A 22,308-nucleotide genomic window follows, 5' to 3' on the forward strand; every position below is an offset into this window, starting at 1 on the left:
CGATCAGTGGCGGAGATTATCGGTCCTGCGGATGAAGTCCGCGACGCTGTCGTGCAGCTGATGGAGCGACTCCTCGTGCGCGTAGACCATGTGGCCCGAAGGGTAGAAGTGATACTCGATGTCGGACCGCAGATTGGCGGGGATCGGCAGGTGATGCATCTCGTACCAGGCCTGATAATAGGGCGTTGCGAGATCGTAGTAGCCGCCCGCCACCATCACCTTGAGCTGCGGATCATATTTCATCGCCGAGGCGAGATCGGGCAGCACGCTCGTCCCGACCATCTTGAGCGCCTGCCCGCCCGGCGCGGCGTGGCTCCAGTCCCATTGTCCGAATACGTCGATGCTCGGCTTGAACGTCTCGTCCCGGCCGTAGCGCAGCGTGCCGCGCACATAATCGTTGAACGCGCTCACATAGGCCGAGCTCAGCGCCGCCGACTGTGGATCATAGTCGGCGTCCTTGGCGAGCGGATCGAGGTCCGGCCCCGAGAAGCGCGTGTCGAGCCGGCCGGTGGTGGTGCCCTCCGCCGCCTGGAGCTGCTTGGAGAAGGTGGGCCCGTCGATGCGCAGGTCGGCCTTCAGGATATAGGCGACGGGCAGGCCGGTGAAGCGCGCCAGCCTGTCGGCCACCGACTGTCGTGTGGCAGGGTCGAGCTCCGCACCCTGCATCAGCGCGGCGGCATAGTCGGTGGTTGCGAACCGCTCGGCCTCCTTCAGGAAGGGCTCCAGCGCCGGCGGTCGGCCGCCGGGAACGCGGTTGTGGTACCAAGCCGTTGCCGCCATCGTCGGAAGCTGCGTGACATAGCCCTCGACGTTGCCGGGATTAGCTCCCTGAAGCCCGGCGAACAGGCTGAAGTCGAGGATCTGGGACAGCAGGATCACGCCGTTGAAATCGATATCGTCCCTGGTGGTGAGCTGATTGACCAGCACCGCCGAGCGTGGCGTGCCATAGCTTTCGCCGAACAGATATTTGGGCGAGTTCCAACGCTGGTACTTGCCCAGGAACGCCTTGACGAACTCGTCGAAGGCGTAGGCATCGGCGTCGATGCCGAAGAAGGCCTTCTCCTTGTCCTTGCCCGCGATGCGGCTGAAGCCCGTGCCGGGCGCGTCGACGAAGACCAGGTCGGTCGCGTCGAGCAGGCTGTAGCGATTGTCGACGAGGCTGTAGGGCGCGGCCGGCGTATGGCTGTCGTCGGCGGTAATGACGCGCTTGGGTCCGAAGGCGCCCATGTGCAGCCACACGGTCGAGGAGCCTGGCCCGCCATTGTAGAGGAAGGTGATCGGTCGTCCGGCGGACGGCGCGCCCTTCTTGAAGTAGGCGGCGTAGAAGATCGAGGCCTCGGCCTTCGCGTCCTTCTTCTCATCCAGCTCCTTGGACGGCGCCTCGCGCCAGGCGGCATCGTCCCAGCCCTTGGGGTGGACGACGATCGTGCCGGCGACCGCGCGGTAGGCGATGGACTTGCCGCCCACCGCGACGCTGCCCTCGCTCGTCACCGCCTCCGGGCGGAACAGCACGCCGCGATCGGGCGACGCGGTGTTCGAGGCGTCGGGCTTCTTCTGCGTGGAGGGGCCGGGCGTCTCCTGCGCCTGCGCGGCGGTGGCTAGGCCGAGGATGGCGAGCGGAGCAAGCAACAGGCGCGTGGCGGACATGAGGCCTCTGGAGATGGGGCGTTGCCGCTTCCTGCGCCCTGCCGCCCGCCCGTGCAACAGCGCCGCTCGGATGGCGTTGCGCGACCCGTCGCTTCCGTCGCGATGCTGCCGGGTAGCGCCGCCGGGCGAACGCTACTGCGGCACCCGCGTCAGTCGGGCGACCCGCGTCGCGAGCGAGGGCGCGAGGCGGAGCGCGTGCCACAGCAGGAAGCGCGAGGACGGTCGTTGTCCAAGACGCTGCACCGCCATGGCGAGGCGCACGCGCGGCAGAACTTCGCGCCGTAGCCGAGCATGGTGGTCACCCGGCGCCCCGCCCCCGGCGAGCACCGAGGCGGCAATGGTGGCGCTACGCAGCGCGATCGCCATTCCCTCGCCGCAAAAGGACGGGATCACGGCGGCCTGGTCGCCGAGCCGGAACGGCCCGTCGGCACCCCGATGGACGAAGCCGTAGGGCACGCCCGATATGGCCAGCGGCCTAGGCGTCACCTGCTCGGCGTCGCCCAGCAGCGAGGCGAGACGAGGCTCGCGGACGAGCCACTCCCACAACCCCGCCCAACCGCCACCCGATCGATCGAGGCGCTCGCGCGTGACGAGCAGGCAGAGATTGGCGAGCCCCTCCTCGACGAGCTGCAAGCCCGCGTATCCACCGTCGAACAGCACGACGTCGATCATGCCGCGCAGCTCCGCGCGGGCACGCGGCGTCGGACGCCAGTGCGTCTTGAAACCGACATAGCCGGTGTCACAGCCGGCACTCGTGCGAGTGGCGCCGCGCACCTCGTGCTTGCCGCTGGCGAGGAGCAAAGTGGCGGGCGCGAGCGTGCCGGCCGTGGTGTCGAGCCGCCCGCCCGCGAGCACGCGCACCGTCACGCCACGCTCTACCCGGGCGCCGGCACCGGCGGCGCGATCGAGCAGCGCGGCGTCGAGGCGCCTGCGCGTGAGGCCGCGCGCGACGAAGGGCAGCGGCGCCTCGACCATACGATCACCGGACGCGAGGCGCAGCGTCGCGATACGGGACGCGCCGAGCGAGTCGAGGTCCACGCCGAGCGACGCCAGCGTGCGCTGCGCCTCGCCCGACAGGAACTCGCCGCAAACCTTGTCGACCGGCTCGCGCTCGCGTTCGAGCAGCGTCACGCGCGCGCCCGCGCGCGCCAGCAGCGTCGCGACCGCACCGCCGGCGATCCCGCCGCCGACAACCACCGCCTCGCTCATCGCAGCCGCTCCACGCACCAGCGGAACGGCAGGTGCCAGCGCAGCCGCACGCTCGCGGGATCAAGCCCGGCGCGCACGATCAGCGACCGCCACTCGGCGCGCGTGAAGGCGCGCGTCACCGATACCGCCCCGTCGTGGCGGACGATGGGATGCCAGCGCGCCGTGGCCGCCAGCAACCGGAAGCCATGATAGGCGATCGCGTTGCGGTGGAGATCGTTGACGAACCAGCCGCGAACGGCCCGCGCTTCCATCCAGCCGAGGAAGAGCGTGATCTCTCGGTCCGTCATGTGGTGCGCGACAAGCGAACTGACGATTAGGTCGACGGGGAGGGCGGACCCGATCGCGAACGCGTCGCCAGTCCGGTACTCGATCGGCAGGTCCGCCGGAGTCCGCGCGCGGGCGGCGGGAGCGCTCCGCGGATTGATGTCGTAGCCGATCAGCCGCAGCGGCCGGGCTCTCTCCGCCCGTGCGATCGCGCGCAGCATGTCGCCGTCGCCGAAGCCCACGTCGAGGATGGTGACGGGCGTGTCGCGCGGCACGTCGCGAAGCGCGCGGCGTATGAACGCGAGCGTCGGCGGGCGCGCCCGCGTGACGCCGTTCACGCGCGACAGGTCCGCGAGGACGGCCGCGAAGGTTTCGCCCGGAAGATCGGGCGCGTCCATGCGCTCCAGCTCGGCCGAGCGTGTGGCGAAGCGGCTCACCGCCGCGCCAATCGCGTGAAGCGGAAGCTCTCCGCGGCGAGGCCCGGTCCGAAAGCGACCGCGAAACCGGCGCGCTCCGCTTCGTCCGCTTGCGCCAGCATCCGGGCGAGCACGAACATCAGCGTGGCCGACGACATGTTGCCGAAGGCCCGCAACACCTCGCGCGAGGGCGCCAGCGCGTCCGGCGGCAGGTCGAAACCCTGCTCCACCGCGTCGAGGATCGACCGACCGCCCGCATGGACCGCCCAGAGCGCGTAATCCTCGGGTGATCGCCCGCGCAACAACCCGTCAGCGGCACCCGCGGCCAGCTCGGCGGCAAGCGCGCGGCCGATATGTCCCGGCACCTCGCCGCCCAGGTGCATGTCGAATCCCTGTTCGCCGATCCGCCAGGTGATCGAGTGCGCGGTTTCTGCGATCGTCGCGGCGCGAAAGTCCTGGAGCGCGATGCCGGCCGGCTCGGCGGTGACGAGCGCGGCGGCGGCACCGTCTCCGAACAGCAGCATCGAAAGCAGGCGTTCGAGATCCTCGGTGCGTTGGAAATGTAGCGAGCAGAGCTCGACATTCACCACCAGCACCCGCGCCTCGGCGGTCGAGCGCACGATGTGGTGCGCGAGCCGCAACGCATTCACCGCGGCGTAGCAGCCCATGAAGCCGACCAGCGTCCGCTCGACGCCTGGCGACAGGCCGTTCTCCCGCACGATAACCTGGTCGAGTCCCGGCGCCATGAAGCCGGTGCAGGAGGCAACGATCAGGTGGGTGACTCCCGCCCTCTCCTCCTCGCCGAGATCGAGCCCGGCGATCGCCTTCCCGGCGAGACGGGGCGCCCAGCGTTCGTAGCGGGTCATGCGGTCCCCGGTACCCGGCCACGCGTCCAGGCCGTAGAAACCCTGCGCGTCCGTGATGCGGCCGTCGGGCAGCAGCACGGGTTCGAGGAAGGAGAAGCGCCGCTCGATGCCCGCACGCGCGACCATCCGCTCGAACACCTGCCGGCGCTTCGCGTCAGGGATCGTCCCGGCGACGAACGCCACGAAGGCATCGTGCACCTCGTGTGGCGGCACCGCCGTCGCGACACGGTTGATGTGGGCGATCGCAGTCATGCCCGCCTGCCGATCAACACCGCGTTCAGCCCGCCGAAGGCGAAGCTGTTCGAGACGAGATGCTCATATGCGATCGATGTCGGCTTCAGTGCCAGCGGCAGGTCGCACGCCGGGTCGTGCGTGAGATGGTTGAGGATCGGCGGCGCGACGCCGGTCGCCAGCGCCTTCAGCCCGAGCACGAACTCCAGCGCACCCGAGCCACCGATCAGGTGGCCGTGCGCGGACTTGGTCGCGATCACCAGGCTCGCCCGCAACGCCTCGCCATACACCGCGCGCAGCGCCGCCGCCTCGGTGGCGTCGTTGAGGCGGGTGCCGGTACCGTGGCTGGAGATCAGCACCGGTGCGTCGGACGCCAAGCAGGCGTCTCGATGCGCGGCGCGGATCGCGGATTCAATGCCTGCCTGATCGGGGACGGTGAGATGCGCGGCGTCGCTCGTCGCGCCGTAGCCGACGAGCTCGCCGTGGATTAGAGCGCCGCGCGCCACCGCGCGGTCCCACGCCTCCAGCACCAGGACCGCCGCGCCCTCGCCCAGCACGAGCCCCTGCCGCCCGGCCGAGAAAGGACGACAGGTATCGCCCGCCATCGCGCCAAGCGACGCCCAAGCGACCCAGGATCCGAGCGTCAGGCACGCCTCCGCGCCGCCCGCAACCGCCACCTCGACCCGGCCGGCGCGGATCATGTGCATCGCCTCGCCGAGCGCGTGGGCGGAGGACGCGCAGGCGCTCGCCAGCACCATCGCCGGACCGCGCACGCCGAACAGCATCGAGAGCTGGCTCGCCGGCGCGGACGCCATAGCGGCGGGGATCGTCTGCGGGTGCACCTTGGCCTGGTGGCGCTCGTAGAGGCGGCGGTAGGCGGCCTCGAAGGTCGCGTTGCCTCCACTTCCGCAGCCGAGCAGGATCGCGGTCCGCTCGGCCAGCACCGGATCGCCGATCAGGCCGGCGTCCTCCAGCGCCTCGTGAGCGGCGACGACAGCGAAGCGGGCGAGCGGATCGAGCTGCGCCATCGCGCGGGCGCCGAAGCGTGCCTCCATCGCCGTCGCATCAAGGGTGTGGACGGGCGCGGCGGGGCCGCTCGCGCGCGCGTCTTCGCCGCGCGGAAGCGCGAACGGGACGATCGCACTCTCGCCCGCCACCGCGCGCCGCCACGTCTCGGCGATGCCCTGGCCGAGCCCGCTGACGCAACCGAGACCCGTGACGGCGACGCGGACCGTCAAGCCGCCGCAATCCTCGACAGGATGACGTCCACGAACTGATCGAGCGTCTCGGCCGAGCCCAGCGCCTCCACCGGCACCTCCACGCCGAACCGATCCTCCACCGCGAACAGCACGCTGACCACGTCGAGCGACGCGATGCCGAGCGAGGCAAGCGTCGCGGATGGTTCCAGCTTCGCCGGATCGATCCGCGCTTCTTCCGAGATGATCGCGAGAACATCGTCGCGGGACGGCGGCATGACTGAACCTCTAATTAGATTAGCTCATAACCGTCCGCGCCGGGCGATGATCCGCGATGGCGCGGCCGTCAGCCGGGGACGCTGCGCAAGCCCCTCGGCCGCCAGCCCATTCGCCGATCCCCACGCCGGGGTGCGGCCGTGGCTGTAACAGCCTGATCCGGCCCGTTTAAGGAACGGACCCGCCGCATCCGGGTTCGACAGGCGAAAACCTAGGGTGCGGAAGCGAACATGGCGAGCGTCGGGGCCGTCGACCTGCTGATCGAGTATGCGAGCACGGCGGCACGGATGGGCCGCGCGTCCGATGTGTTGATCCGTGGCTGGCCGGACGGCGCCTCCACTTGGTCTTGGTGGCGCCGGCGATCGCCAAGAAGGCCGACGCACCGCACACGAGCGCTGCTGGCCACCCTTTTCGCGGGCCAGCACCCGGCATGACACGACAGGAGGACGCAGGATGACGAGGATGTGGCGGACGGCGATGGCGGCTTGCGTGCTGGCGACGGCGAGCGGAGCCGCGCGGGCGGCGCCGGCGCTGGAGCGGGTGGCGGGCTTCGACCATCAGGTGACGGGCGTCGCCGCGACGGCGGACGGCCGCCGCTTCGTCAACTTTCCACGCTGGACCGAGGACGCGCCCATATCGGTGGCCGAGGTCGCGCCCGGCGGCGCGCTCCGCCCCTATCCCGACGCGCGTTGGAACGAGTGGCGCAACGCGCGCGCCAACGAACTGCCCGTCGCGGATCATTTCGTCTGCGTGCAATCGATCGTGCCCGACGGGCAGGGCCACCTGTGGGTCGTCGACGCCGGCGCGCCGGGCAACGAGCGTATCCTGGAGGGCGCGCCCAAGCTCGTGAAGATCGACCTCAAAACCAATCAGGTGACGAAGGTGATCGCGATCCCCGGCACCGTCGCGCTGCAGGGCACCTACCTCAACGACATCCGCTTCTCGCCCGATGGGCGCATGGGCTACGTGACGGATAGCGGGACGCGCGGGGCGATCATCGTCGTCGACCTTCAGACCGGCAAGAGCTGGCGCACACTCGACGGCGCGCACGTGACGCAGGTTGACAAGGCCGTCACCGTCACGCTCGACGGCAAGCCGCTGCGCCGTCCCGACGGCCGCCAGCCCGCTTTCGCGGCGGACGGCATCGCGATCTCCCAGGACGGGCGCACGCTCTACTGGCAGGCGCTGACCGGCAGGACGCTTTATGCGATCGACACGACGCTGCTGCGCGACGGCGTAAGCGATCAGGATCGCGTCCGCGCGGTGCGCACCGTCGCGCAGACGCAGGTGACGGACGGGATCTGGATGAGCAAGGCGGGCACGCTCTACCTGACTTCGCCGACCGACTATTCGGTCAAGCGGCTGAACGGTTCGAGCGTCGAGACGGTGCTGACGGACAAGCGGCTGCGCTGGCCGGACACCTTCTCCGAAGGAACCGACGGCACGCTCTACCTGACGGCGAGCCACATCCAGGACACGATGTGGTTCAAGCCCGGCGCGCCGCCCGCGATCCGTACCGAACTCTACGCGTTCAAGCCCGTCCAGTAATCCCGACAGTCGAGAAGCACAGCATGGCCTATCTCCGCTACTCTCCCGACATCGAGCAGCTTGCCGACGACGAGCAGCAGACGATCGACGGCATCATCCAGGGCATGACCCAGCAAAGCGAGAAGGTGGAGGCGCGCGAGCATCATGCGGTGCGCGCCAGCCACGCGAAATCGACGGCGCTCGTCACCGGCACGCTGACGATCGCCGACGATCTACCGACGGAGCTGGCGCAGGGGCTGTTCGCCACACCCCGCACGCACCCGGTCGCCGTCCGCTTCGCGCAGGGTCCGGGCGAGACGCTGGGTGATCGCGTCTCCACGCATCGCGGCATGGCGATCAAGGTGTTCGACGTGCCCGGCGAAAAGCTGCCCGGTCACGACACCGACCTGCAGGATTTCGTGCTGGCGACGGGCCCTACCTTCCCGTCGGGCACCGCCGCCGGCTTCCTGCGCGACGGCACCGTCATCGGCAAGTCGGCGGGGATGCCCGAGCTGGTGAAGAGCGCGGTGTCGTCGACGGCGCGCAACCTCAATCGCCTGCTCCACGCTGTCGGAACGGAAAGCGCGATGGCCGACTTCTTCGGCCATCCCTACGCGCATCCTCTGGCCGAGCCTTATTTCAGCCAGGCGCCGATCCGCTGGGGCGTCCACGTCGCCAAGCTCGCCGCCTTCCCCGCCACGCCCGCGCAGGCGGACCTCCGCAACTGGCGGCTCGATCCGCACGCCGACGAGGACGGCTTCCGCCACGCCGCCGTCACCTTCCTCGCCGAGAACGAAGTCGCCTTCGACATCCGCGCCCAACTCTGGACCGACGCCGTGACCCAACCGATCGAGGACGCGTCGATCGAGTGGAAGGAGAGCGAGAGCCCCTACCGCACCGTGGGACGCATCTCGTTCCCCGCTCAGCACGCCTACAGCGCGGCGCGCCAGCACTTCTTCGACGAGCAGATGACCTTTCGCCCCGCGCACAGCCTCGCCGAGCACCGGCCGCTGGGATCGGTGATGCGCGCCCGCCTCCAGGTCTATCGCGTGCTGTCGGAGTTCCGGCATCGCGAGAATGGCATCGCGGCGGTCGATCCGGCCCGGATCGACGATGTGCCGGCTTGACGGAGTGCTGGCATACTCCCGTAAAGCCCTGCCGTTGCGTCGCCCGTGAAGTGAAGGCGCTGGCCGGGAGAAGGAGCCAAGGTCCGTTCGCGATCGGCTAGTCGGGAGCGACCGCCCGACGTCGGACGGCCTGTATGGATGGCGCGACGGAGATTTGCTCTCGATCGACCCGACGAACCGGACATGTTGCTCGTTACCCCCCCCCCGGACCCGATCCTTACCCCGCCGGTGAGCTGCGCGTCCGCGTGTCGGCCCGCGCGATCGACGACCTCGACCTGCTGGTGATCTAGGGCAAGCATCAGTTCAGTCCGCCAGTCGCTTCGCGCCGGACGCCGAAACACCGGGCATTGACGGCGCCATGGGCGACGACGTCGTCGGCTGGGCGGTGGGCGATCGCGTCACCTGTTCGTCCGGCGGCCTCGCAGGCGCGCGAAGGCGGGCGGCCGCCTCCGCGAGATAATGGTCGAGCTCGCCCGCGCGATGCGCGGCCGTGTGTGCGGCGAGTACCACCTCGCGGGCGTTGCGACCGATCGCCTCCGCGTCGCGATCCAGCGCGGCGAGCGCGTCGGCGCTGCTGTCGGCGAGCAGGATCTCGCGCTCGGGCGCGAACAGGCCGTCGATCCCCTCCCAGCGATCCGAAAGGATCGGCGTGCCGCACGCGGCCGCCTCGAACAGCCGGACCGACGGCGACCAGCCGGCCGCGATCATGTCGGCGCGGGTGACGTTGAGCGTCAGCCTCGACGCCGAGTAGAAGGCGGCGTGCTCGGCGGGAGGCAGATGCTCGATCCGTTCGACGTTGGCGGGCCACTCGATCTCGGCCGGATATTGCGGCCCGGCGACGACGAAGCGCAGCTCGGGCCGGGCGCGGGCGGGTTCCAGCAGCAGTCGGTCGAGCGTCGGCTGGCGATCGGGGCTGTAGGTGCCGAGATAGGAGAGGTCCCACTGCTTGGCCGCGCCGGTTGGGCGATAGGCGTCGGCGTCCACCGAGCAATAGAGCGCGCGCGCCGCCGGCGATCCGTAGCGGCGCTCGATCAGCTCCAGCGTCGGGCCGCCGGTGAACGACAGATAGATGTCGAAGTCCGGGATCGCGTCCGGCGAGAGATATTCGTGATCGCCGCGCGCGAGCTTCGCCAACGTCACCGGCGTGTCGATGTCGTAGAAGGCAAGGACGCCGCGCGTCCACGCGCGTGCGAACCTCGCCACGGCGACACCGTCGGGGACGTAGGAGCCGACGATCACCGCATCGGCCCGGGCGATCTCGTCTCGGAAGCGCGCGAGATCCGCGACATCCGCGTAATAGTCGAGTCGGCACCAGGCAGGATCGGCGAGGTCGCGCTGGCTCGCATACCAGGGCACGTCACGCTCCAGGAACAGAATGTCGTTTCCGCGAGCCGCATAGTGCTTGAGAAGCGCCCGATAGGTCGTCGCGTGGCCGTTGCCCCAGGAGGAGGACAGGCTGAGCCCCAGGACGACGAGCCTCATGCGAGCTCCCGCTGGCGCGCGGCGTGCGCCTTAAACAGCGCGTCGACCTGTCGTCCGCGCAACGCGTAGGTGTGCTCGGCGGTGACGCGGGCGAGCGCCGCCGTGCCGATCGCCCTGGCGCGCGCCGGCGTCAACGCGGCCAAGTGGTCGGCGACGTCCTGCCCGTCGCGGGCGACCAGCACCTCCTCCTGAGGCTTGAGGAACTGCTCGATTCCTTCCCACGCATCGGTGACGAGGCAGGCGGCGGCACCCGCCGCCTCGAACACGCGGGTGGCGGGCGAGAAGCCGACATGCGCCATCGAATCGCGCGCGACGTTGAGCACGGCGAGCGGACTTGCGTTGAAGGCGTTGTGCTCGGCGGTGTAGACGTGGCCGCGATGACGGACGTTGCCGGGCATCGCCTTCGTCTCCCAGCCATTGCCGCCGATCAGAAACCGGCGCTTCGACAGCATCGCGGCCGGCCTCAGGAAGAACTCCTCCACGCGTGCCTCGCGGTCGGGCAGGCGATTGCCGAGGAAGGCGAGATCGCAAGCGAAGCGCGGATCGGGCGGCACCGGATGGTGTGTCGCCGGATCGAGCGCGTTGTAGACGGGCACGCACGTCGCCGCGCCGAAGCCCTCATACGCGTCGATCACCGGCGGGCCGCCACCGTATGTGAGCACCAGGTCGAGATCGGGAAGCGCGCGCAGCACCGGGTGAGAGGCGTCTCCGCGCATCTCGTCGAGCGTCGCGGCCGCGTCGACGTCCCAGAAGATGCGGAGCGCGCCGGGACGCGCGCGCGCCAGGACGCCTTCGAGCAGCTCGCGATCGAACACGCCGACGCCGTTGGCCTTGACGACGATATCCGCGCCCCCGGCTTCGTCGAGCACGGAGGCCAACCCTTCCGCGGTCGCCGGATAGACGACCGACCGGCACCACTCCGGCGGATCGATGTCGCGGTGCTGCTGCCGCTCGAATGCATCGGGCTCGTAGAAGCTGATGTAGTAACCGTGCCGCGCCAGCGACGACAGGATGCCGCGATAATAGGTCGCGGCTCCGTTCCAGTAGGAGGAGAGCAGGCTCGATCCGTAGAAGGCGATCTTCAAACGCCGGTCTCCACTTGAGCAGTTTCGACGGCTGCGGCACCGAGCGTCGCGGCGATCGCCAGCAGCTCGTCCACCCGATGGTCGCAGGTGTGACGGGCGCGGATCGTCTCCAGCCCGCGCGCGGCGAGATCGGCACGCAGACCGGGATCGCCGGCGATGGCCTTCAGGTGCCGCGCCATCTCGCGCCCGTCGCGCGCGACGAGATAGTCGGTGCCGGGTCGGAAGAGATGTTCGGCATCTTCCCAAGGTGCGGAGACCAGCGGCAGGCCGCAGGCCAGCGCCTCAAATACGCGGATCGTCGGGATGCCCGGCAGGATCGTCGCGTAGTAGCGGCGCGGCACGTGGACGGTGGCCAGGTGACGGGCGAAGATCTCGGGCGCCAGCGCGTTGGGCGCCCAGCCGTGATAGGCCACGCCGTGCCGCGCGAGCGTCTCGCGTGCCTCGTCAGGATAGCGGACGCCGTAGACGTCGAGCGGCAGCCCCGCCTCAGCGGCGGAGCGGAAGAGAAAGGTCTCCAGCTCCTCGGTCCGCTCGCCGTCGCCCCAGTTGCCGATCCACACGAGACCGACGCGCGGACCCTCGTCGGCGGGCGGGTGGAAGTGGCGGATGTCGGCCGCCTCGTGCCACGTCCAGACGCGATCCGACCAGCCCCAGCGGCGGTAGACTTCGGATAGCGCCTCGCCGAACGCCAAGACACCGTCATAGCCGTCGAGATCGAAGGCGCGGATCGCCTCCGGGTCGCTAACGGCGCGGTGATGCGTGTCGTGGAACAGCAGGCGGAAACGTCCGCCTTCGGCGCGTACCCGGCCGATCGCGGCGACCAGCGCGGGATCGTTCCACTCGTGGACGACGACGAGGTCGGCGTCGCCGATCAGCGCCGCCGGGTCAGCCCCGACCGCGAAGCTCGTCGAGGAGAGTTCGGGATAAGCCGCACGATAGACGGCGAGCCCCTCCTCGCCATGATCGCCGACGAGGTTGGCGAGGCTCCAGTTGCCGCCGGGTTCGAAGGCGCGGACGTCGTGGCCCCGCGCGATCAGCGCCCGCAGCGCACCGCGCAGGAAGTGCGCGTTGCCGTGATTCCAGCAGGAGGCGAGCGAGTGGGTGAAATAGGCTATCTTCACGCCGCCGCCCTCTCGACGAGCATTGCACGATAGAAAGCGGCCATGCCCGCCGCCATCGCCTCCGGCGTGAAGCGCGCGGCGCGGCGGCGCGCCAGCTCGCCCCGCGCGAGCCGCAGCCGCGGATCGTCGACCAGCGCGGCGATCGCCTCCGCGAAGCCTTGATCGTCCGCCGGATCGACGAAGGCCGCGACACCATCCCACAGCTCATGGAAGGTCGGGTTGTCGGCGAGCACCAGCGCGCAGCCGGCCTGCGCCGCCTCCATCACGGCGAGGCCGAACGGCTCGTAGCGCGCGGCCGACGCGAACACCGGGCGCAGTGCGAGGCGGGACGCCAGCGCGTCGTGGTCGAGATGGCCGAGCGGGTGCAGATGGGCGAGCCGGATCATGTCCCCGGCCGGGCTCGTCGTCGCGCCCGCCGCCTCGAACCGAAGGCCGATCCGGGCGGCGGCGCGGTCGAGCACGGCCACGCCCTTGCCCTCGTCCCACAGCCGCCCGGCGGTCAGCGCGAAGGCGGCGGGGGTGTCGATGCCAGCCGGACGCACCCGCGGCCCGTTGTGGACGACGTGCGGACTGGCTGCCAACCGATAGGTCTCACGCACGCGCTCGGCGAAGGCGCGGCTTGGGCAGACGATCGCGTCGGCGCGCGCGAGCCCGGCGCGCACCAGCGCCGTCTGCCAGGCGAAGCGCTCGGGAAGCGGGCCGTGGCCGGCCGCCGCCCACCACGTCGCGACGCAGCTGTGCACGACGGCCACCGCCGGACGCGGCATCGGCGTGGCGGCCAGCGCCGGCTGGTTGAGCTGGACGAGATCGACCGCCTCCCGCTCCGCGAGCTGCGCGATCGCAGCCGCCGCCGATTGCACCTGCGCCTCGTCGGCGGCCAGCCAATCGAGCGGCAGTCCGGTCTCGACGAGCCGCAGCCCCGCCACCGCGCATGCCGCGACGCGCTGGCGGTCGTCGGGGGGCGGGCCGAGCAGCGCCAGCACGGTCTCGATCCCGAGCGGCGCGAGCGCGCCGGCGAGATCGAGCGCATATTGCCAGACGCCGCCCACCGCGTCCGCCGTCATCAGGAGCCGCACCGGCAGCATCAGGCCGCCTGCTCCTCCGCGACCGGTAGCGGCAGGCCGCGTGCCTCCGCCAGCCAGCGCGCGAGCCGCGCCACACCATCCCGCCACGGCACCTTCCCGCCAAGGCCGAGCGCCGCCTCCGCCGCGCGCGTGTCGGCGACGAAGTAGCGCTGGTCGCCGGCGCGCCAGTCCGAATAATCAATGTCGAGTTCGCGGCCGAGCAGCCGGCCGATATGGGCGAGGAGCTGACGCAGGCTAACCGCGTTGGCCGGGCCGCCGCCAAGATTGAAGGCGCGGCCGCCGACCGCGTCGATCCCGTGCCACGTGTTGATATAGGCGTCGACCGCGTCCGACACGTCCAGGATATCGCGCACCTGCCGCCCGTCGCCGAACAGCGTGATCGGTCGGCCCTCGAGAGCGCGGATGAGGAAATGCGCGACCCAGCCCTGATCCTCGGTGCCCATCTGCCGCTGTCCGTAGATGCAGCTCATGCGCAGGACGGCGCTGCGCAGGCCGTAGCTGCGTGCGTAGTCCAGCACATACTGGTCGGCCGCGCCCTTGGAGCAGCCATATGGTGTGTGGAAGTCGAGCGGGCGGTCCTCGCCGATGCCGTGCTCGCGCACGTGGGCGTGGCCCGGCACGTAGCGGTCGCCTTCGGCCACGAACTCGATGTCGGCGAGATCGCCATACACCTTGTTGGTCGAGGCGAAGACGATCGGGGCTTCCGGATTGCGCGTGCGCAACGCATCGAGCAGGTTGAGCGTGCCGACGATGTTGATCGCGAAATCATCGCGCGGATCGACGAGGCTGGTCGTCACCGCCACCTGCGCCGCCATATGGAACACGGCGCCAGCGCCGGCGGCGGCTTCGGCCAGCCTGCCCTCGTCGCGGATGTCGGCGACGATCGCCTCGACGCGATCACCATGGCGGGAGCGGAGCCAATCGAGGTTGGTTTCGACTCCCGGCCTGGACAGCGCGTCGTAGACGAGCACGCGGTGGCCTTCACCCGCCAACCGATCGGCGAGGTTGGAGCCGATGAAGCCCGCGCCGCCGGTGACGAGGATCGGGCGTCCGTCGACGCCGCTCACGCGACGAGCCCCCGTGCTTCGAGTTCGGCGCGCATCTCGGAAACGCGATCATGCGCGGTCTGCTGCGCCACCCACTCGGCGAGTTCGGCCAGACCCTGCTGGAAATCCTGGCGCGCCTGGAAGCCGAGCCTGTCGGCGGCGAGCGTCGTGTCGCAGAAGCAGTGGCGGATGTCGCCGATCCGGGCCTTGCCGACGATCTCGGGCTCGATCTGGTTCTTGCCCATCGCCTGCGCGAGTTCGCTCGCGATCTCGCGAACCGAGCGGTGATGCCCCGAGCCCACGTTGAAGGTGCCGCCCGCCGCCTGCGGCAGCACCAGCGCGTCGACGAAGGCGCGCGCGACGTCCGACACGTGGACGAAGTCGCGCCGCTGCTCGCCATCCTCGAAGATCATCGGCTGCTGGCCATTGAGCAGCCGCGACGCGAAGATCGCCAGCACGCCCGTGTAAGGGTTGGAGAGGGCCTGTCCCGGCCCGTAGACGTTGAACAGCCGCAGGCACACGCCCTCCATGCCATAGGGAGCGGCCATGATGTGCGTCGTGCGCTCCTGCACATATTTGTTGAGCGCGTAGATCGACGCGAGGCTCGGCCGCTTCCACTCGGGTGTCGCCACCGGCGACAGCGGGCGCCCGGACGCATCGAGCGGCTCCCAGTTCGCCTGCCCGTCACGCAATGTCGGCCGATCGGCGTCCTGCACCAGCGCGCCGTCGTCATCACGGTACAGCCCCTCGCCGTAGATGCTCATGGAAGAGGCGGTGACCACACGGCGCACCGGCCTGTCGATCAGCGCCTCGAACAGCACGGCGGTGCCGACGTCGTTGGTGGAGGTGTAGCGCTCGACCTCGTACATGGACTGGCCGACGCCCACCTCGGCGGCGAGATGGACCACCGCATCGACGCCGTCGAGCGCGCGCGCGACCGCCGCCTTATCGCGCACGTCGGCGCGGATCAGCTCCGCCTCCGAGTTGAGCATCTTCGATCCGTCGGCTTGGCCGTGGACCTGGTCGATCAGGCTGTCGAGCACGCGGACGGCGTTACCGCGGCGCAGCAGCTCGTCCGCCACGAAGCGCCCGATGAAGCCCGCACCGCCCGTGATGAGTATGCGTTCCACTCGCCCTCCGTTGCCCAAGCCTGCGGAAACAAGACCTTCCGGCCTCTCCCGCTTTGATCTAGCATCGGTCATGGCCGGCCGTGGCCGCCTCGTCCAGAGTGCCAAAGCATCTTCTTCTTCTTTGTTCCACCTGTAGGGTCGGACGTGGGCCAGTTGCGGCAAACGGACTGGAACCGAACGACTGTCCGGGTGTTGGCAGCTTCTATGTTGAGGCTGTCCGTCCCGTCGGCGTGCTCGTGAGAGCGGTGTATCTCGTCCGCCATGGTTCGCACGACGAAGTGGGACGGGTACTCAGCGGGCGATCCACGATCGCGCTGAACGACACCGGCCGGGGCGAGGCGGCGCGGCTCGCCGTGCGTCTCTCGGCGGTGCCCATCGCGCGGGTGGAGACGAGCCCGCGTCCTCGCGCTCAGGAGACGGCGGCGATCCTGGCGGAGTCGCACGGGCTCAAGGTCGACATCGTCGACGCGCTCGACGAGATCGACTTCGGCGCGTGGACGGGTCGCGACTTCGCGGACCTCGACGACGATCCCGCCTGGCATCTCTGGAATGCAGAACGCGGCCGCGCCGCCACACCAGGCGGCGAGACGATGGGCGCGGCGGTGATGCGCGCGCGCCGCCACCTCGATGCGCTGGACCGCGACGGCGCTAAAGGCGCGGTGCTGTGCGTCAGCCACTGCGACGTGATCCGCGGTGTCGTCGCCTCCTATCTGGGGCTCGATCTCGATCGGATGCTCGGCTTCGACTGCGATCCCGCCTCGCTGACGACGATCGCGCTGGAAGACGGCGGCGCGCGCCTCGTCGCGCTCAACGAGCGCGCGGCATGAGCGATCAGGACAGCGAGCGCGAGGTGCTGCGTGCCCGGATCGAGGCGCTGGCGCCGTGGTTCCACAACATCGATCTCGGCGGCGTGCAGACCGCGCCCGATCACTTCCTGGGCGACTATCCCGCCTTCAAGTTCGCGCGCTTCGCCCGGTGCCTGCCCGATGACCTTACCGGCAAGACTGTGCTCGACATCGGCTGCAACGCGGGCTTCTACTCGGTGGAGATGAAGCGGCGCGGCGCGGATCGCGTGGTCGGCATCGACAGCGACGACCGCTACCTGGAACAGGCGCGGCTGGCGACGAGCGCGCTGGGCTTCACCGGCATCGAGTTCCGCAACCTGTCAGTCTACGACGTCGCCGCGCTCGGCGAGCGCTTCGACCTCGTGATCTTCATGGGCGTGCTCTATCACCTGCGCCACCCGCTCCTGGCGCTCGACCTCATTCGCGAGCACGTCGCCGGCGACATGCTGCTGTTCCAGTCGATGCAGATGGGTTCGACAGAGGCGGCGGACGTGCCCGAGGATCATCCCTTCCACCTGCCCGGCACCTTCGACCCGCCGACCTATTTCGACAATCGCGACTACCCCAAGATGCACTTCATCGAGCGGCGCTTCGCGGGCGACTGGACCAACTGGTGGGCGCCCAATCGCGCCTGCGTCGAGGGTATGCTGCGCGCGGCTGGCTTCGCGATCGAGGCGGGGCCGTTCGACGAGATCTATGTATGCCGTGCTGCGCCGGTGCCCTTTTCCGAGTGGAACGAGGGGCCTATGGCCGCCTATCCGGCGGGGGGAAAGCGCGCGTGATCGAAGCGGCGATGATCTGGAACGAGCCCAACAACAAGTCGCACTGGGATCCGGCGCTGGATCCGGACTGGAGTTCGTTCGCCGATCACGTGGTGCGCGCGGGGGGTGCGATCCACGCCGTCAACCCCGCCATCACGCGCGTGCTGGGCGGCATGTCGCCCATCGACCCGCATTGGCTCAGGCGCATGGAAGGCCACGGCGCGTTGGACGCGATCGATGCCGTCGCGGTCCACGGCTTCCCGCTCGACTGGAACCTGTGGCCGCTCTCCGCCTGGCCCGACAAGGTCGCGGAGATCGAGGCGGTGACGGCCAAGCCCGTCTGGGTGACGGAAGTCGGCGTCAGCTCGTTCGGGGCGGAAGAGGTGCAGGTCTTCGGGCTGGAGCGCACTGCTGCGCTCCTTAAGGATCGCGTGCCGCGCGTCTTCTGGTACTCGCTATTCGATCTGCCGGTGAGCTGGGGCGCTGAGACGCGCCACCGCGAGGCGGAGGGCTCCTCCTACTACCGCCACTTCTATCTCGGCTTGATCCGCGAGGACGGCTCGCCGAAGCCCGCGCTGGAAGCCTACGCCGCTCATGCCGCGAAGATCGGCCTGATGCAGTGGTTCCACTTCCACGATCCCCGTCTCGACGAGGCGGTGGCGTGGATGAAGCGGCTGGGTACCAGGCGGCTGCGCACCGGGCTCTCCTGGGCGGACAGCTTCCGTCCCGGCGCGATCGACTGGTTCGACCGGCAGATGGAGGCGCTCGCCGACTTCGACGTCACCGTCACCTTCTGCTTCACGCCCCAACATCTGGGCGTCGAGCCGCACCACACCAGCCCGGCGCGCGACCCGCAGGCGTTCGCGGATTTCTGCGCCTGGATGATCGATCGCTACGCGCCTGCGAGCGGCGCCTCGGCGGGTCTCGCGGCGGTGCAGCCGCTCGTGGAGACGGGCGCGGAAGTGTCGCGGCTCGCGACGCTCAACTTCGATCGCGACGAGCGGCTCGCCGGCGAGCGGAGCGCCGCGTGATGCTCGCGCGCGCGGGTCGTCCGATCAACCTCGGCATCGTCGGCATCGGCAACTGCGCGAGTTCGCTCGTCCAGGGCATCGCCCATTACCGCGACGGCGCCAACGACCTGACGGGCCTGATGCACGAGGAGCTGGGCGGCTACCGCCCCTCCGACATCCGCGTGGTGGCCGCTTGGGATATCGATTCGCGCAAGGTCGGCCGCGACGTGGCGGAGGCCGTGTTCGCGCGGCCGAACAGCACCACCGTCTTCTGCCCGGAGGTGCCGGCGAGCGGAGCCACGGTGGCGATGGGCGCGATCCTCGACGGCGTCGCCGAGCACATGCTCGACTATCCCGACGACGACCGCACCTTCCTCCCCGCCAACGCGTCCGAGCCCAGCCGGGCCGAGGTCATCGCGACGCTGCGCGACGCTCGGGTCGACGTGCTGATGAACTACCTCCCCGTCGGCAGCCAGAAGGCCACCGAATTCTACGCCGAGTGCGCGCTTCAGGCCGGCGTCGCCTTCGTCAACGCCATACCCGTCTTCATCGCCAGCGACGCAGGCTGGGCCGCGCGCTTCGCGGAGGCCGGCGTGCCGATCGTCGGCGACGACATCAAGGCGCAGCTCGGCGCCACCATCGTGCACCGCGTGCTGACCGACCTTTTCCGCAAGCGCGGCGTGCGTCTCGATCGCACCTACCAGCTCAATACCGGCGGCAATACCGACTTCCTCAACATGTCCGCACGCACCCGGCTCGCCTCCAAGAAGATCAGCAAGACGGAAGCGGTGCAGTCCGTCGCCGAGCGGCGGCTGGAGGATGAGAACATCCATGTCGGGCCGTCCGACTATGTCGCCTGGCAGAACGACAACAAGGTCTGCTTCCTGCGCATGGAGGGGCAGCTCTTCGGCGGCGTGCCGATGAACCTCGAGCTCCGCCTCTCGGTGGAGGACAGCCCCAACTCGGCGGGCGTCGCGATCGACATGATCCGCTGCGCCAAGCTCGCCGCCGATCGCGGCATCGGCGGGCCGATCGACCCGGCCTCGGCCTATTTCTGCAAGCATCCGCGTCACCAGACGACCGACGATGAGGCGTTCGACGCGCTGGAGCGCTTCATCGCCGCCGACGACGTGACCGGCGCCTGATCTGGGCCTGAATCCTTGAACGACACCATGGACGCGGCGGTGCTCACCGCCCCCGGCACGATCCGCGTCGAGAGGATCGCCTTGCCCCGGCCGCAGGCCGGGGAGGTGCGCATCCGCCTTGAGGGATGCGGCGTCTGTGCGTCCAACGTCGAGCCTTGGGAAGGGCTGCCCTGGTCGAACTTCCCCGGCGACGCCGGCGGGCTGGGCCACGAAGGCTGGGGTCATGTCGACGCGATCGGAGACGGCGTGGTCGGCATCGCGATCGGCGACCGCGTCGCGGCGCTGTCGGGTCACGCCTTCGCCGGCTACGACGTCGCCCTGGCCGCAGACGTCGTGCGATTGCCCGATGCCTTGGCCGGCAAGCCTTTTCCTGGCGAGCCGCTCGGCTGCGCGATGAACATCTTCCGGCGGAGCGATATTCAGGCCGGACAGACGGTGGCGATCGTCGGCATCGGCTTTCTCGGCGCGGTGCTCACGCGGCTTGCCAACGAGGCCGGCGCGCGCGTGATCGCGATCTCCCGCCGTCAGGAATCCCTCGATCTCGGCCGCCGGTTCGGCGCGGCGGAGACGGTGGCGATGGATGACCATCGGCGCATCATCGAAACCGTCCACGCGCTCACCGGCGGACGGATGTGCGAGCGCGTGATCGAGGCGGTCGGCAAGCAGTGGCCGCTCGATCTCGCCGGCGAGCTCGTCGGCTTCGGCGGGCGGCTGGTCGTCGCCGGCTACCATCAGGACGGTCCACGCCAGGTCAATATGCAGGCCTGGAACTGGAAGGGCATCGACGTCGTCAACGCGCACGAACGCGATCCCGACGTCTGCCGGCGCGGCTTGCACGAGGCTGTCGAGGCCGTGGCGTCGGGCCGGATCGATCCGGCCGCGCTCTACACGCACCGATACCCGCTCGCTCGCCTCGGCGAGGCGCTCGCTGCGACGCGCGACAAGCCGGAGGGCTTCGTCAAGGCTCTCATCACCTATGACTAGACCCGGACGCGGCAGACCCTGCGTCGGTTTCCTCGGCGTCGGCTGGATCGGGCGCGGCCGTATGGAAGCGATGCTCGCCACCGGCGCCGTCGAAGCCGCCGCGATCGTGGAACCCTCACCCGAGATGCTCGCCGGCGCGCGCGCGCTCGCGCCTAATGCGGCGGTGTGCGGCTCCTACGACGAGATGCTGGCGCTCGGTCTCGACGGCATCGTCATCGCGACGCCGAGCGCGCTCCACGCCGCGCAGGCGACCCGCGCGTTGGAAGCCGGCGCGGCGGTCTTCTGCCAGAAGCCGCTCGGTCGCGACGCGCGCGAGGTCGCAGGCGTCGTCGCCGCGGCCCGCGCCGCCGATCGCCTGCTCGCGGTCGATCTCTCCTATCGCTTCACCGGGGCGGCGACGGCGATCGCGCCGCTGGCGCGCGAGGGCGCGCTCGGCGAGGTGCAGCTCGTCGAGCTGACCTTCCACAACGCCTACGGTCCCGACAAGCCGTGGTTCTACGACAAGGCGCAGGCCGGCGGCGGCTGCGTCGTGGATCTCGGCGTGCACCTCGTCGATCTGGCGCTTTGGACGTTGGGTTGGCCGGAGGTGACGAACGTCGACGCCACGCTCTACGCTGGCGGGCGGCCGCTGGCGGGCGACGCCGTCGAGGATCTTGCGATCGCCACGCTGCGGCTCGCCGACGGACCGGTCGTCCGGCTCGCCTGCTCTTGGCGGCTCCATGCCGGACGCGACGCGATCATCGAGGCGGCTTTCTACGGTCGCCAGGGCGCGGTCGCGCTGCGGAACGTCGGCGGCTCCTTCCTCGATTTCGAGGCACATCGTTTCGACGGTACGGCCGCGACCCGCCTCACGGCTCCACCCGATGAGTGGAGCGGCCGCGCCGCGGCGGACTGGGCGGTGCGGCTGGCCGGTGGCGCCCGCTTCGATCGCGAGGCCGAGCGGCTGACAACCGTCGCGGAGGTGCTCGACCGGATTTACGAGGCGGCACGGTAGCGCGGGGCGAGATTGCCGATAGGCCGCGCACACCATGATGCCGGCGCGCGGTCGCGATCCTCCCGCTCGTCTGCCCGCCTCTCCGCGCCGCGTTGCCCGATCTCGTAGGGCGGGGATCACCGCCCGGTCGATCGGTCGCAAGTATCCGGGATCAGTGGCAGGATGCGGTGGTGCGGCCGGTCTTGGCGTTCCAGATCGGACGGCAACCGTAGCTGGCGGCGAACTCCCCTGCGTCGCCTACCTTGCCTTCGCTGCCATATTGCGGGTCGTACCCGCTCGGATAGAAGAAGGCATTGAGTCCCCCACCGTCTAACCAGACAGGATCGGGGCCGCGCAGGTCCAGCCGCCCGCCCGCAAGCTCGTCCGGTCCTGCGGCGTCCACCGGCTGCGCCACGGCCGCACCCGCGCCGACGAGCATCGCGCCTGCCAGGACGACCAAGATGCGCCTCACTCCGTCGATCCCTTCACCGCAATCGGCGGCGTCTGCTGATGCTGTACGACGCGCCACTCGTCGTGCGCCAGCCGCCGGTAGGTGGACGTACAGTGCGCGGTATAGCCGCTGTCCTCCTTTCGCGCCTCGGCGGTGTAGGCGATGACGATGAGGCCTTCCTGCGGGCGCATGATCTGCCCCTGCGAGATCGTCACCTCCGACCAGCGCGGCGTGTCCGCCACCGCCTCGATCGCGTCGCGAGACTTCAGTACATAAGGCGGCGTCGGCAGCACCATGACGCACTCCTCGTCGATCAGCGCCCGGTAGTGATCGGCGTCGCCAATCCACAGGCTCTCCTCGAAGGCCCATACGCGCTTGTCGTCCACGGTTTCTCTCCCGGTCTCCGTTATCGTAAGGGTAGCGCCGAACGG

Annotated in this window: 22 protein-coding genes; 8 read left to right on the top strand and 14 right to left on the bottom strand. The window is 69.9% G+C overall.

The window, feature by feature from the left end:
* Positions 1 to 3: 3 nt before the first annotated feature.
* From ACOFKX_RS07230 to ACOFKX_RS07255, 6 genes are all read right to left on the bottom strand, one after another.
* Positions 4 to 1,647: a S10 family peptidase gene (locus tag ACOFKX_RS07230; RefSeq protein ID WP_419826359.1), complete on the bottom strand. Its 1,644-nt coding sequence runs from the start codon at positions 1,645 to 1,647 to the stop codon at positions 4 to 6.
* A 132-nt stretch (positions 1,648 to 1,779) separates the two neighbouring features.
* Positions 1,780 to 2,856 carry an NAD(P)/FAD-dependent oxidoreductase gene (locus ACOFKX_RS07235; RefSeq protein ID WP_419826360.1) on the bottom strand — a complete coding sequence of 359 codons (1,077 nt, stop codon included), beginning with the start codon at positions 2,854 to 2,856 and terminating at the stop codon, positions 1,780 to 1,782.
* Entirely contained in the window at positions 2,853 to 3,518 is a 666-nt protein-coding gene (locus tag ACOFKX_RS07240; protein WP_419827374.1) for a methyltransferase domain-containing protein, read from the bottom strand. The genes ACOFKX_RS07235 and ACOFKX_RS07240 overlap by 4 nt, the downstream gene beginning before the upstream one ends.
* 35 nt (positions 3,519 to 3,553) lie before the next feature.
* The gene (locus tag ACOFKX_RS07245) at positions 3,554 to 4,654 is read right to left on the bottom strand and encodes a type III polyketide synthase (protein ID WP_419826361.1); all 1,101 of its coding nucleotides are present in this window, start codon (positions 4,652 to 4,654) and stop codon (positions 3,554 to 3,556) included.
* Complete coding sequence (locus ACOFKX_RS07250) at positions 4,651 to 5,871, bottom strand: beta-ketoacyl-[acyl-carrier-protein] synthase family protein (RefSeq protein ID WP_419826362.1); 1,221 nt, start codon at positions 5,869 to 5,871, stop codon at positions 4,651 to 4,653. The genes ACOFKX_RS07245 and ACOFKX_RS07250 overlap by 4 nt, the downstream gene beginning before the upstream one ends.
* On the bottom strand, positions 5,868 to 6,107 hold the full coding sequence (locus ACOFKX_RS07255; RefSeq protein ID WP_419826363.1) for an acyl carrier protein: 240 nt from the start codon (positions 6,105 to 6,107) through the stop codon (positions 5,868 to 5,870). Before ACOFKX_RS07255 ends, ACOFKX_RS07250 begins: the two co-directional genes overlap by 4 nt.
* A 451-nt stretch (positions 6,108 to 6,558) precedes the next feature.
* Between ACOFKX_RS07255 and ACOFKX_RS07260 the strand changes: the two genes are divergently transcribed.
* Both ACOFKX_RS07260 and ACOFKX_RS07265 read left to right on the top strand, forming a co-directional pair.
* Positions 6,559 to 7,653, top strand: coding sequence for an L-dopachrome tautomerase-related protein (locus ACOFKX_RS07260; RefSeq protein ID WP_419826364.1), 1,095 nt, complete (start codon positions 6,559 to 6,561; stop codon positions 7,651 to 7,653).
* Positions 7,654 to 7,676: 23 nt separating this feature from the next.
* The gene (locus ACOFKX_RS07265; protein ID WP_419826365.1) at positions 7,677 to 8,759 is read left to right on the top strand and encodes a catalase family protein; all 1,083 of its coding nucleotides are present in this window, start codon (positions 7,677 to 7,679) and stop codon (positions 8,757 to 8,759) included.
* Positions 8,760 to 9,062: 303 nt separating this feature from the next.
* Here the strand turns inward: ACOFKX_RS07265 and ACOFKX_RS07270 are convergent, their stop codons facing one another.
* Genes ACOFKX_RS07270 through ACOFKX_RS07295 form a run of 6 tightly spaced genes read right to left on the bottom strand, consistent with a single transcriptional unit; the run spans position 9,063 to position 15,708 of the window.
* Entirely contained in the window at positions 9,063 to 10,241 is a 1,179-nt protein-coding gene (locus tag ACOFKX_RS07270) for a CgeB family protein (RefSeq protein ID WP_419826366.1), read from the bottom strand.
* Positions 10,238 to 11,326 carry a CgeB family protein gene (locus ACOFKX_RS07275; RefSeq protein WP_419826367.1) on the bottom strand — a complete coding sequence of 363 codons (1,089 nt, stop codon included), beginning with the start codon at positions 11,324 to 11,326 and terminating at the stop codon, positions 10,238 to 10,240. The genes ACOFKX_RS07270 and ACOFKX_RS07275 overlap by 4 nt, the downstream gene beginning before the upstream one ends.
* Complete coding sequence (locus tag ACOFKX_RS07280) at positions 11,323 to 12,447, bottom strand: CgeB family protein (RefSeq protein WP_419826368.1); 1,125 nt, start codon at positions 12,445 to 12,447, stop codon at positions 11,323 to 11,325. Before ACOFKX_RS07280 ends, ACOFKX_RS07275 begins: the two co-directional genes overlap by 4 nt.
* Positions 12,444 to 13,532 (bottom strand): glycosyltransferase family 4 protein, encoded by a 1,089-nt coding sequence (locus ACOFKX_RS07285; protein ID WP_419826369.1) that lies wholly within the window; start codon positions 13,530 to 13,532, stop codon positions 12,444 to 12,446. Before ACOFKX_RS07285 ends, ACOFKX_RS07280 begins: the two co-directional genes overlap by 4 nt.
* Positions 13,532 to 14,599 carry an SDR family NAD(P)-dependent oxidoreductase gene (locus ACOFKX_RS07290; RefSeq protein ID WP_419826370.1) on the bottom strand — a complete coding sequence of 356 codons (1,068 nt, stop codon included), beginning with the start codon at positions 14,597 to 14,599 and terminating at the stop codon, positions 13,532 to 13,534. Before ACOFKX_RS07290 ends, ACOFKX_RS07285 begins: the two co-directional genes overlap by 1 nt.
* Positions 14,596 to 15,708, bottom strand: a complete 1,113-nt coding sequence (locus ACOFKX_RS07295) for an NAD-dependent epimerase/dehydratase family protein (RefSeq protein WP_419826371.1) — start codon at positions 15,706 to 15,708, stop codon at positions 14,596 to 14,598. The genes ACOFKX_RS07290 and ACOFKX_RS07295 overlap by 4 nt, the downstream gene beginning before the upstream one ends.
* A gap of 236 nt (positions 15,709 to 15,944) precedes the next feature.
* Here ACOFKX_RS07295 and ACOFKX_RS07300 point away from each other — a divergent pair, with 236 nt between their 5' ends.
* From ACOFKX_RS07300 to ACOFKX_RS07325, 6 genes are read left to right on the top strand one after another with little or no spacing between them, the layout of a single operon-like run.
* On the top strand, positions 15,945 to 16,535 hold the full coding sequence (locus ACOFKX_RS07300) for a histidine phosphatase family protein (protein ID WP_419826372.1): 591 nt from the start codon (positions 15,945 to 15,947) through the stop codon (positions 16,533 to 16,535).
* Entirely contained in the window at positions 16,532 to 17,335 is an 804-nt protein-coding gene (locus tag ACOFKX_RS07305; RefSeq protein ID WP_419826373.1) for a TIGR04290 family methyltransferase, read from the top strand. Before ACOFKX_RS07300 ends, ACOFKX_RS07305 begins: the two co-directional genes overlap by 4 nt.
* A complete protein-coding gene (locus ACOFKX_RS07310) occupies positions 17,332 to 18,345 on the top strand; it encodes a glycosyl hydrolase (RefSeq protein WP_419826374.1) in 1,014 nt (337 codons plus the stop codon). Before ACOFKX_RS07305 ends, ACOFKX_RS07310 begins: the two co-directional genes overlap by 4 nt.
* Positions 18,345 to 19,469 carry an inositol-3-phosphate synthase gene (locus ACOFKX_RS07315; RefSeq protein ID WP_419827375.1) on the top strand — a complete coding sequence of 375 codons (1,125 nt, stop codon included), beginning with the start codon at positions 18,345 to 18,347 and terminating at the stop codon, positions 19,467 to 19,469. The genes ACOFKX_RS07310 and ACOFKX_RS07315 overlap by 1 nt, the downstream gene beginning before the upstream one ends.
* A gap of 15 nt (positions 19,470 to 19,484) precedes the next feature.
* Complete coding sequence (locus ACOFKX_RS07320; protein ID WP_419826375.1) at positions 19,485 to 20,453, top strand: MDR/zinc-dependent alcohol dehydrogenase-like family protein; 969 nt, start codon at positions 19,485 to 19,487, stop codon at positions 20,451 to 20,453.
* Positions 20,446 to 21,447, top strand: coding sequence for a Gfo/Idh/MocA family protein (locus ACOFKX_RS07325; RefSeq protein WP_419826376.1), 1,002 nt, complete (start codon positions 20,446 to 20,448; stop codon positions 21,445 to 21,447). The genes ACOFKX_RS07320 and ACOFKX_RS07325 overlap by 8 nt, the downstream gene beginning before the upstream one ends.
* A gap of 151 nt (positions 21,448 to 21,598) precedes the next feature.
* Here ACOFKX_RS07325 and ACOFKX_RS07330 read toward each other — a convergent pair whose 3' ends face one another.
* Entirely contained in the window at positions 21,599 to 21,898 is a 300-nt protein-coding gene (locus tag ACOFKX_RS07330; RefSeq protein ID WP_419826377.1) for a hypothetical protein, read from the bottom strand.
* The gene (locus ACOFKX_RS07335) at positions 21,895 to 22,263 is read right to left on the bottom strand and encodes a DUF4440 domain-containing protein (RefSeq protein WP_419826378.1); all 369 of its coding nucleotides are present in this window, start codon (positions 22,261 to 22,263) and stop codon (positions 21,895 to 21,897) included. The genes ACOFKX_RS07330 and ACOFKX_RS07335 overlap by 4 nt, the downstream gene beginning before the upstream one ends.
* Between the last annotated feature and the right edge of the window lie 45 nt (positions 22,264 to 22,308).

It is taken from the genome of Sphingomonas sp. (genome assembly GCF_965200105.1).
GTDB lineage: Bacteria > Pseudomonadota > Alphaproteobacteria > Sphingomonadales > Sphingomonadaceae > Solisphingomonas.

Bases quoted from the DNA above. Each gene is read 5' to 3' on its own strand.
- ACOFKX_RS07230 (WP_419826359.1), bottom strand. From the start codon at position 1,647: ATGTCCGCCACGCGCCTGTTGCTTGCTCCGCTCGCCATCCTCGGCCTA.
- ACOFKX_RS07235 (WP_419826360.1), bottom strand. From the start codon at position 2,856: ATGAGCGAGGCGGTGGTTGTCGGCGGCGGGATCGCCGGCGGTGCGGTC.
- ACOFKX_RS07305 (WP_419826373.1), top strand. From the start codon at position 16,532: ATGAGCGATCAGGACAGCGAGCGCGAGGTGCTGCGTGCCCGGATCGAG.
- ACOFKX_RS07325 (WP_419826376.1), top strand. From the start codon at position 20,446: ATGACTAGACCCGGACGCGGCAGACCCTGCGTCGGTTTCCTCGGCGTC.
- ACOFKX_RS07265 (WP_419826365.1), top strand. From the start codon at position 7,677: ATGGCCTATCTCCGCTACTCTCCCGACATCGAGCAGCTTGCCGACGAC.
- ACOFKX_RS07315 (WP_419827375.1), top strand. From the start codon at position 18,345: ATGCTCGCGCGCGCGGGTCGTCCGATCAACCTCGGCATCGTCGGCATC.
- ACOFKX_RS07285 (WP_419826369.1), bottom strand. From the start codon at position 13,532: ATGCTGCCGGTGCGGCTCCTGATGACGGCGGACGCGGTGGGCGGCGTC.
- ACOFKX_RS07260 (WP_419826364.1), top strand. From the start codon at position 6,559: ATGACGAGGATGTGGCGGACGGCGATGGCGGCTTGCGTGCTGGCGACG.
- ACOFKX_RS07245 (WP_419826361.1), bottom strand. From the start codon at position 4,654: ATGACTGCGATCGCCCACATCAACCGTGTCGCGACGGCGGTGCCGCCA.
- ACOFKX_RS07270 (WP_419826366.1), bottom strand. From the start codon at position 10,241: ATGAGGCTCGTCGTCCTGGGGCTCAGCCTGTCCTCCTCCTGGGGCAAC.
- ACOFKX_RS07255 (WP_419826363.1), bottom strand. From the start codon at position 6,107: ATGCCGCCGTCCCGCGACGATGTTCTCGCGATCATCTCGGAAGAAGCG.
- ACOFKX_RS07240 (WP_419827374.1), bottom strand. From the start codon at position 3,518: ATGGACGCGCCCGATCTTCCGGGCGAAACCTTCGCGGCCGTCCTCGCG.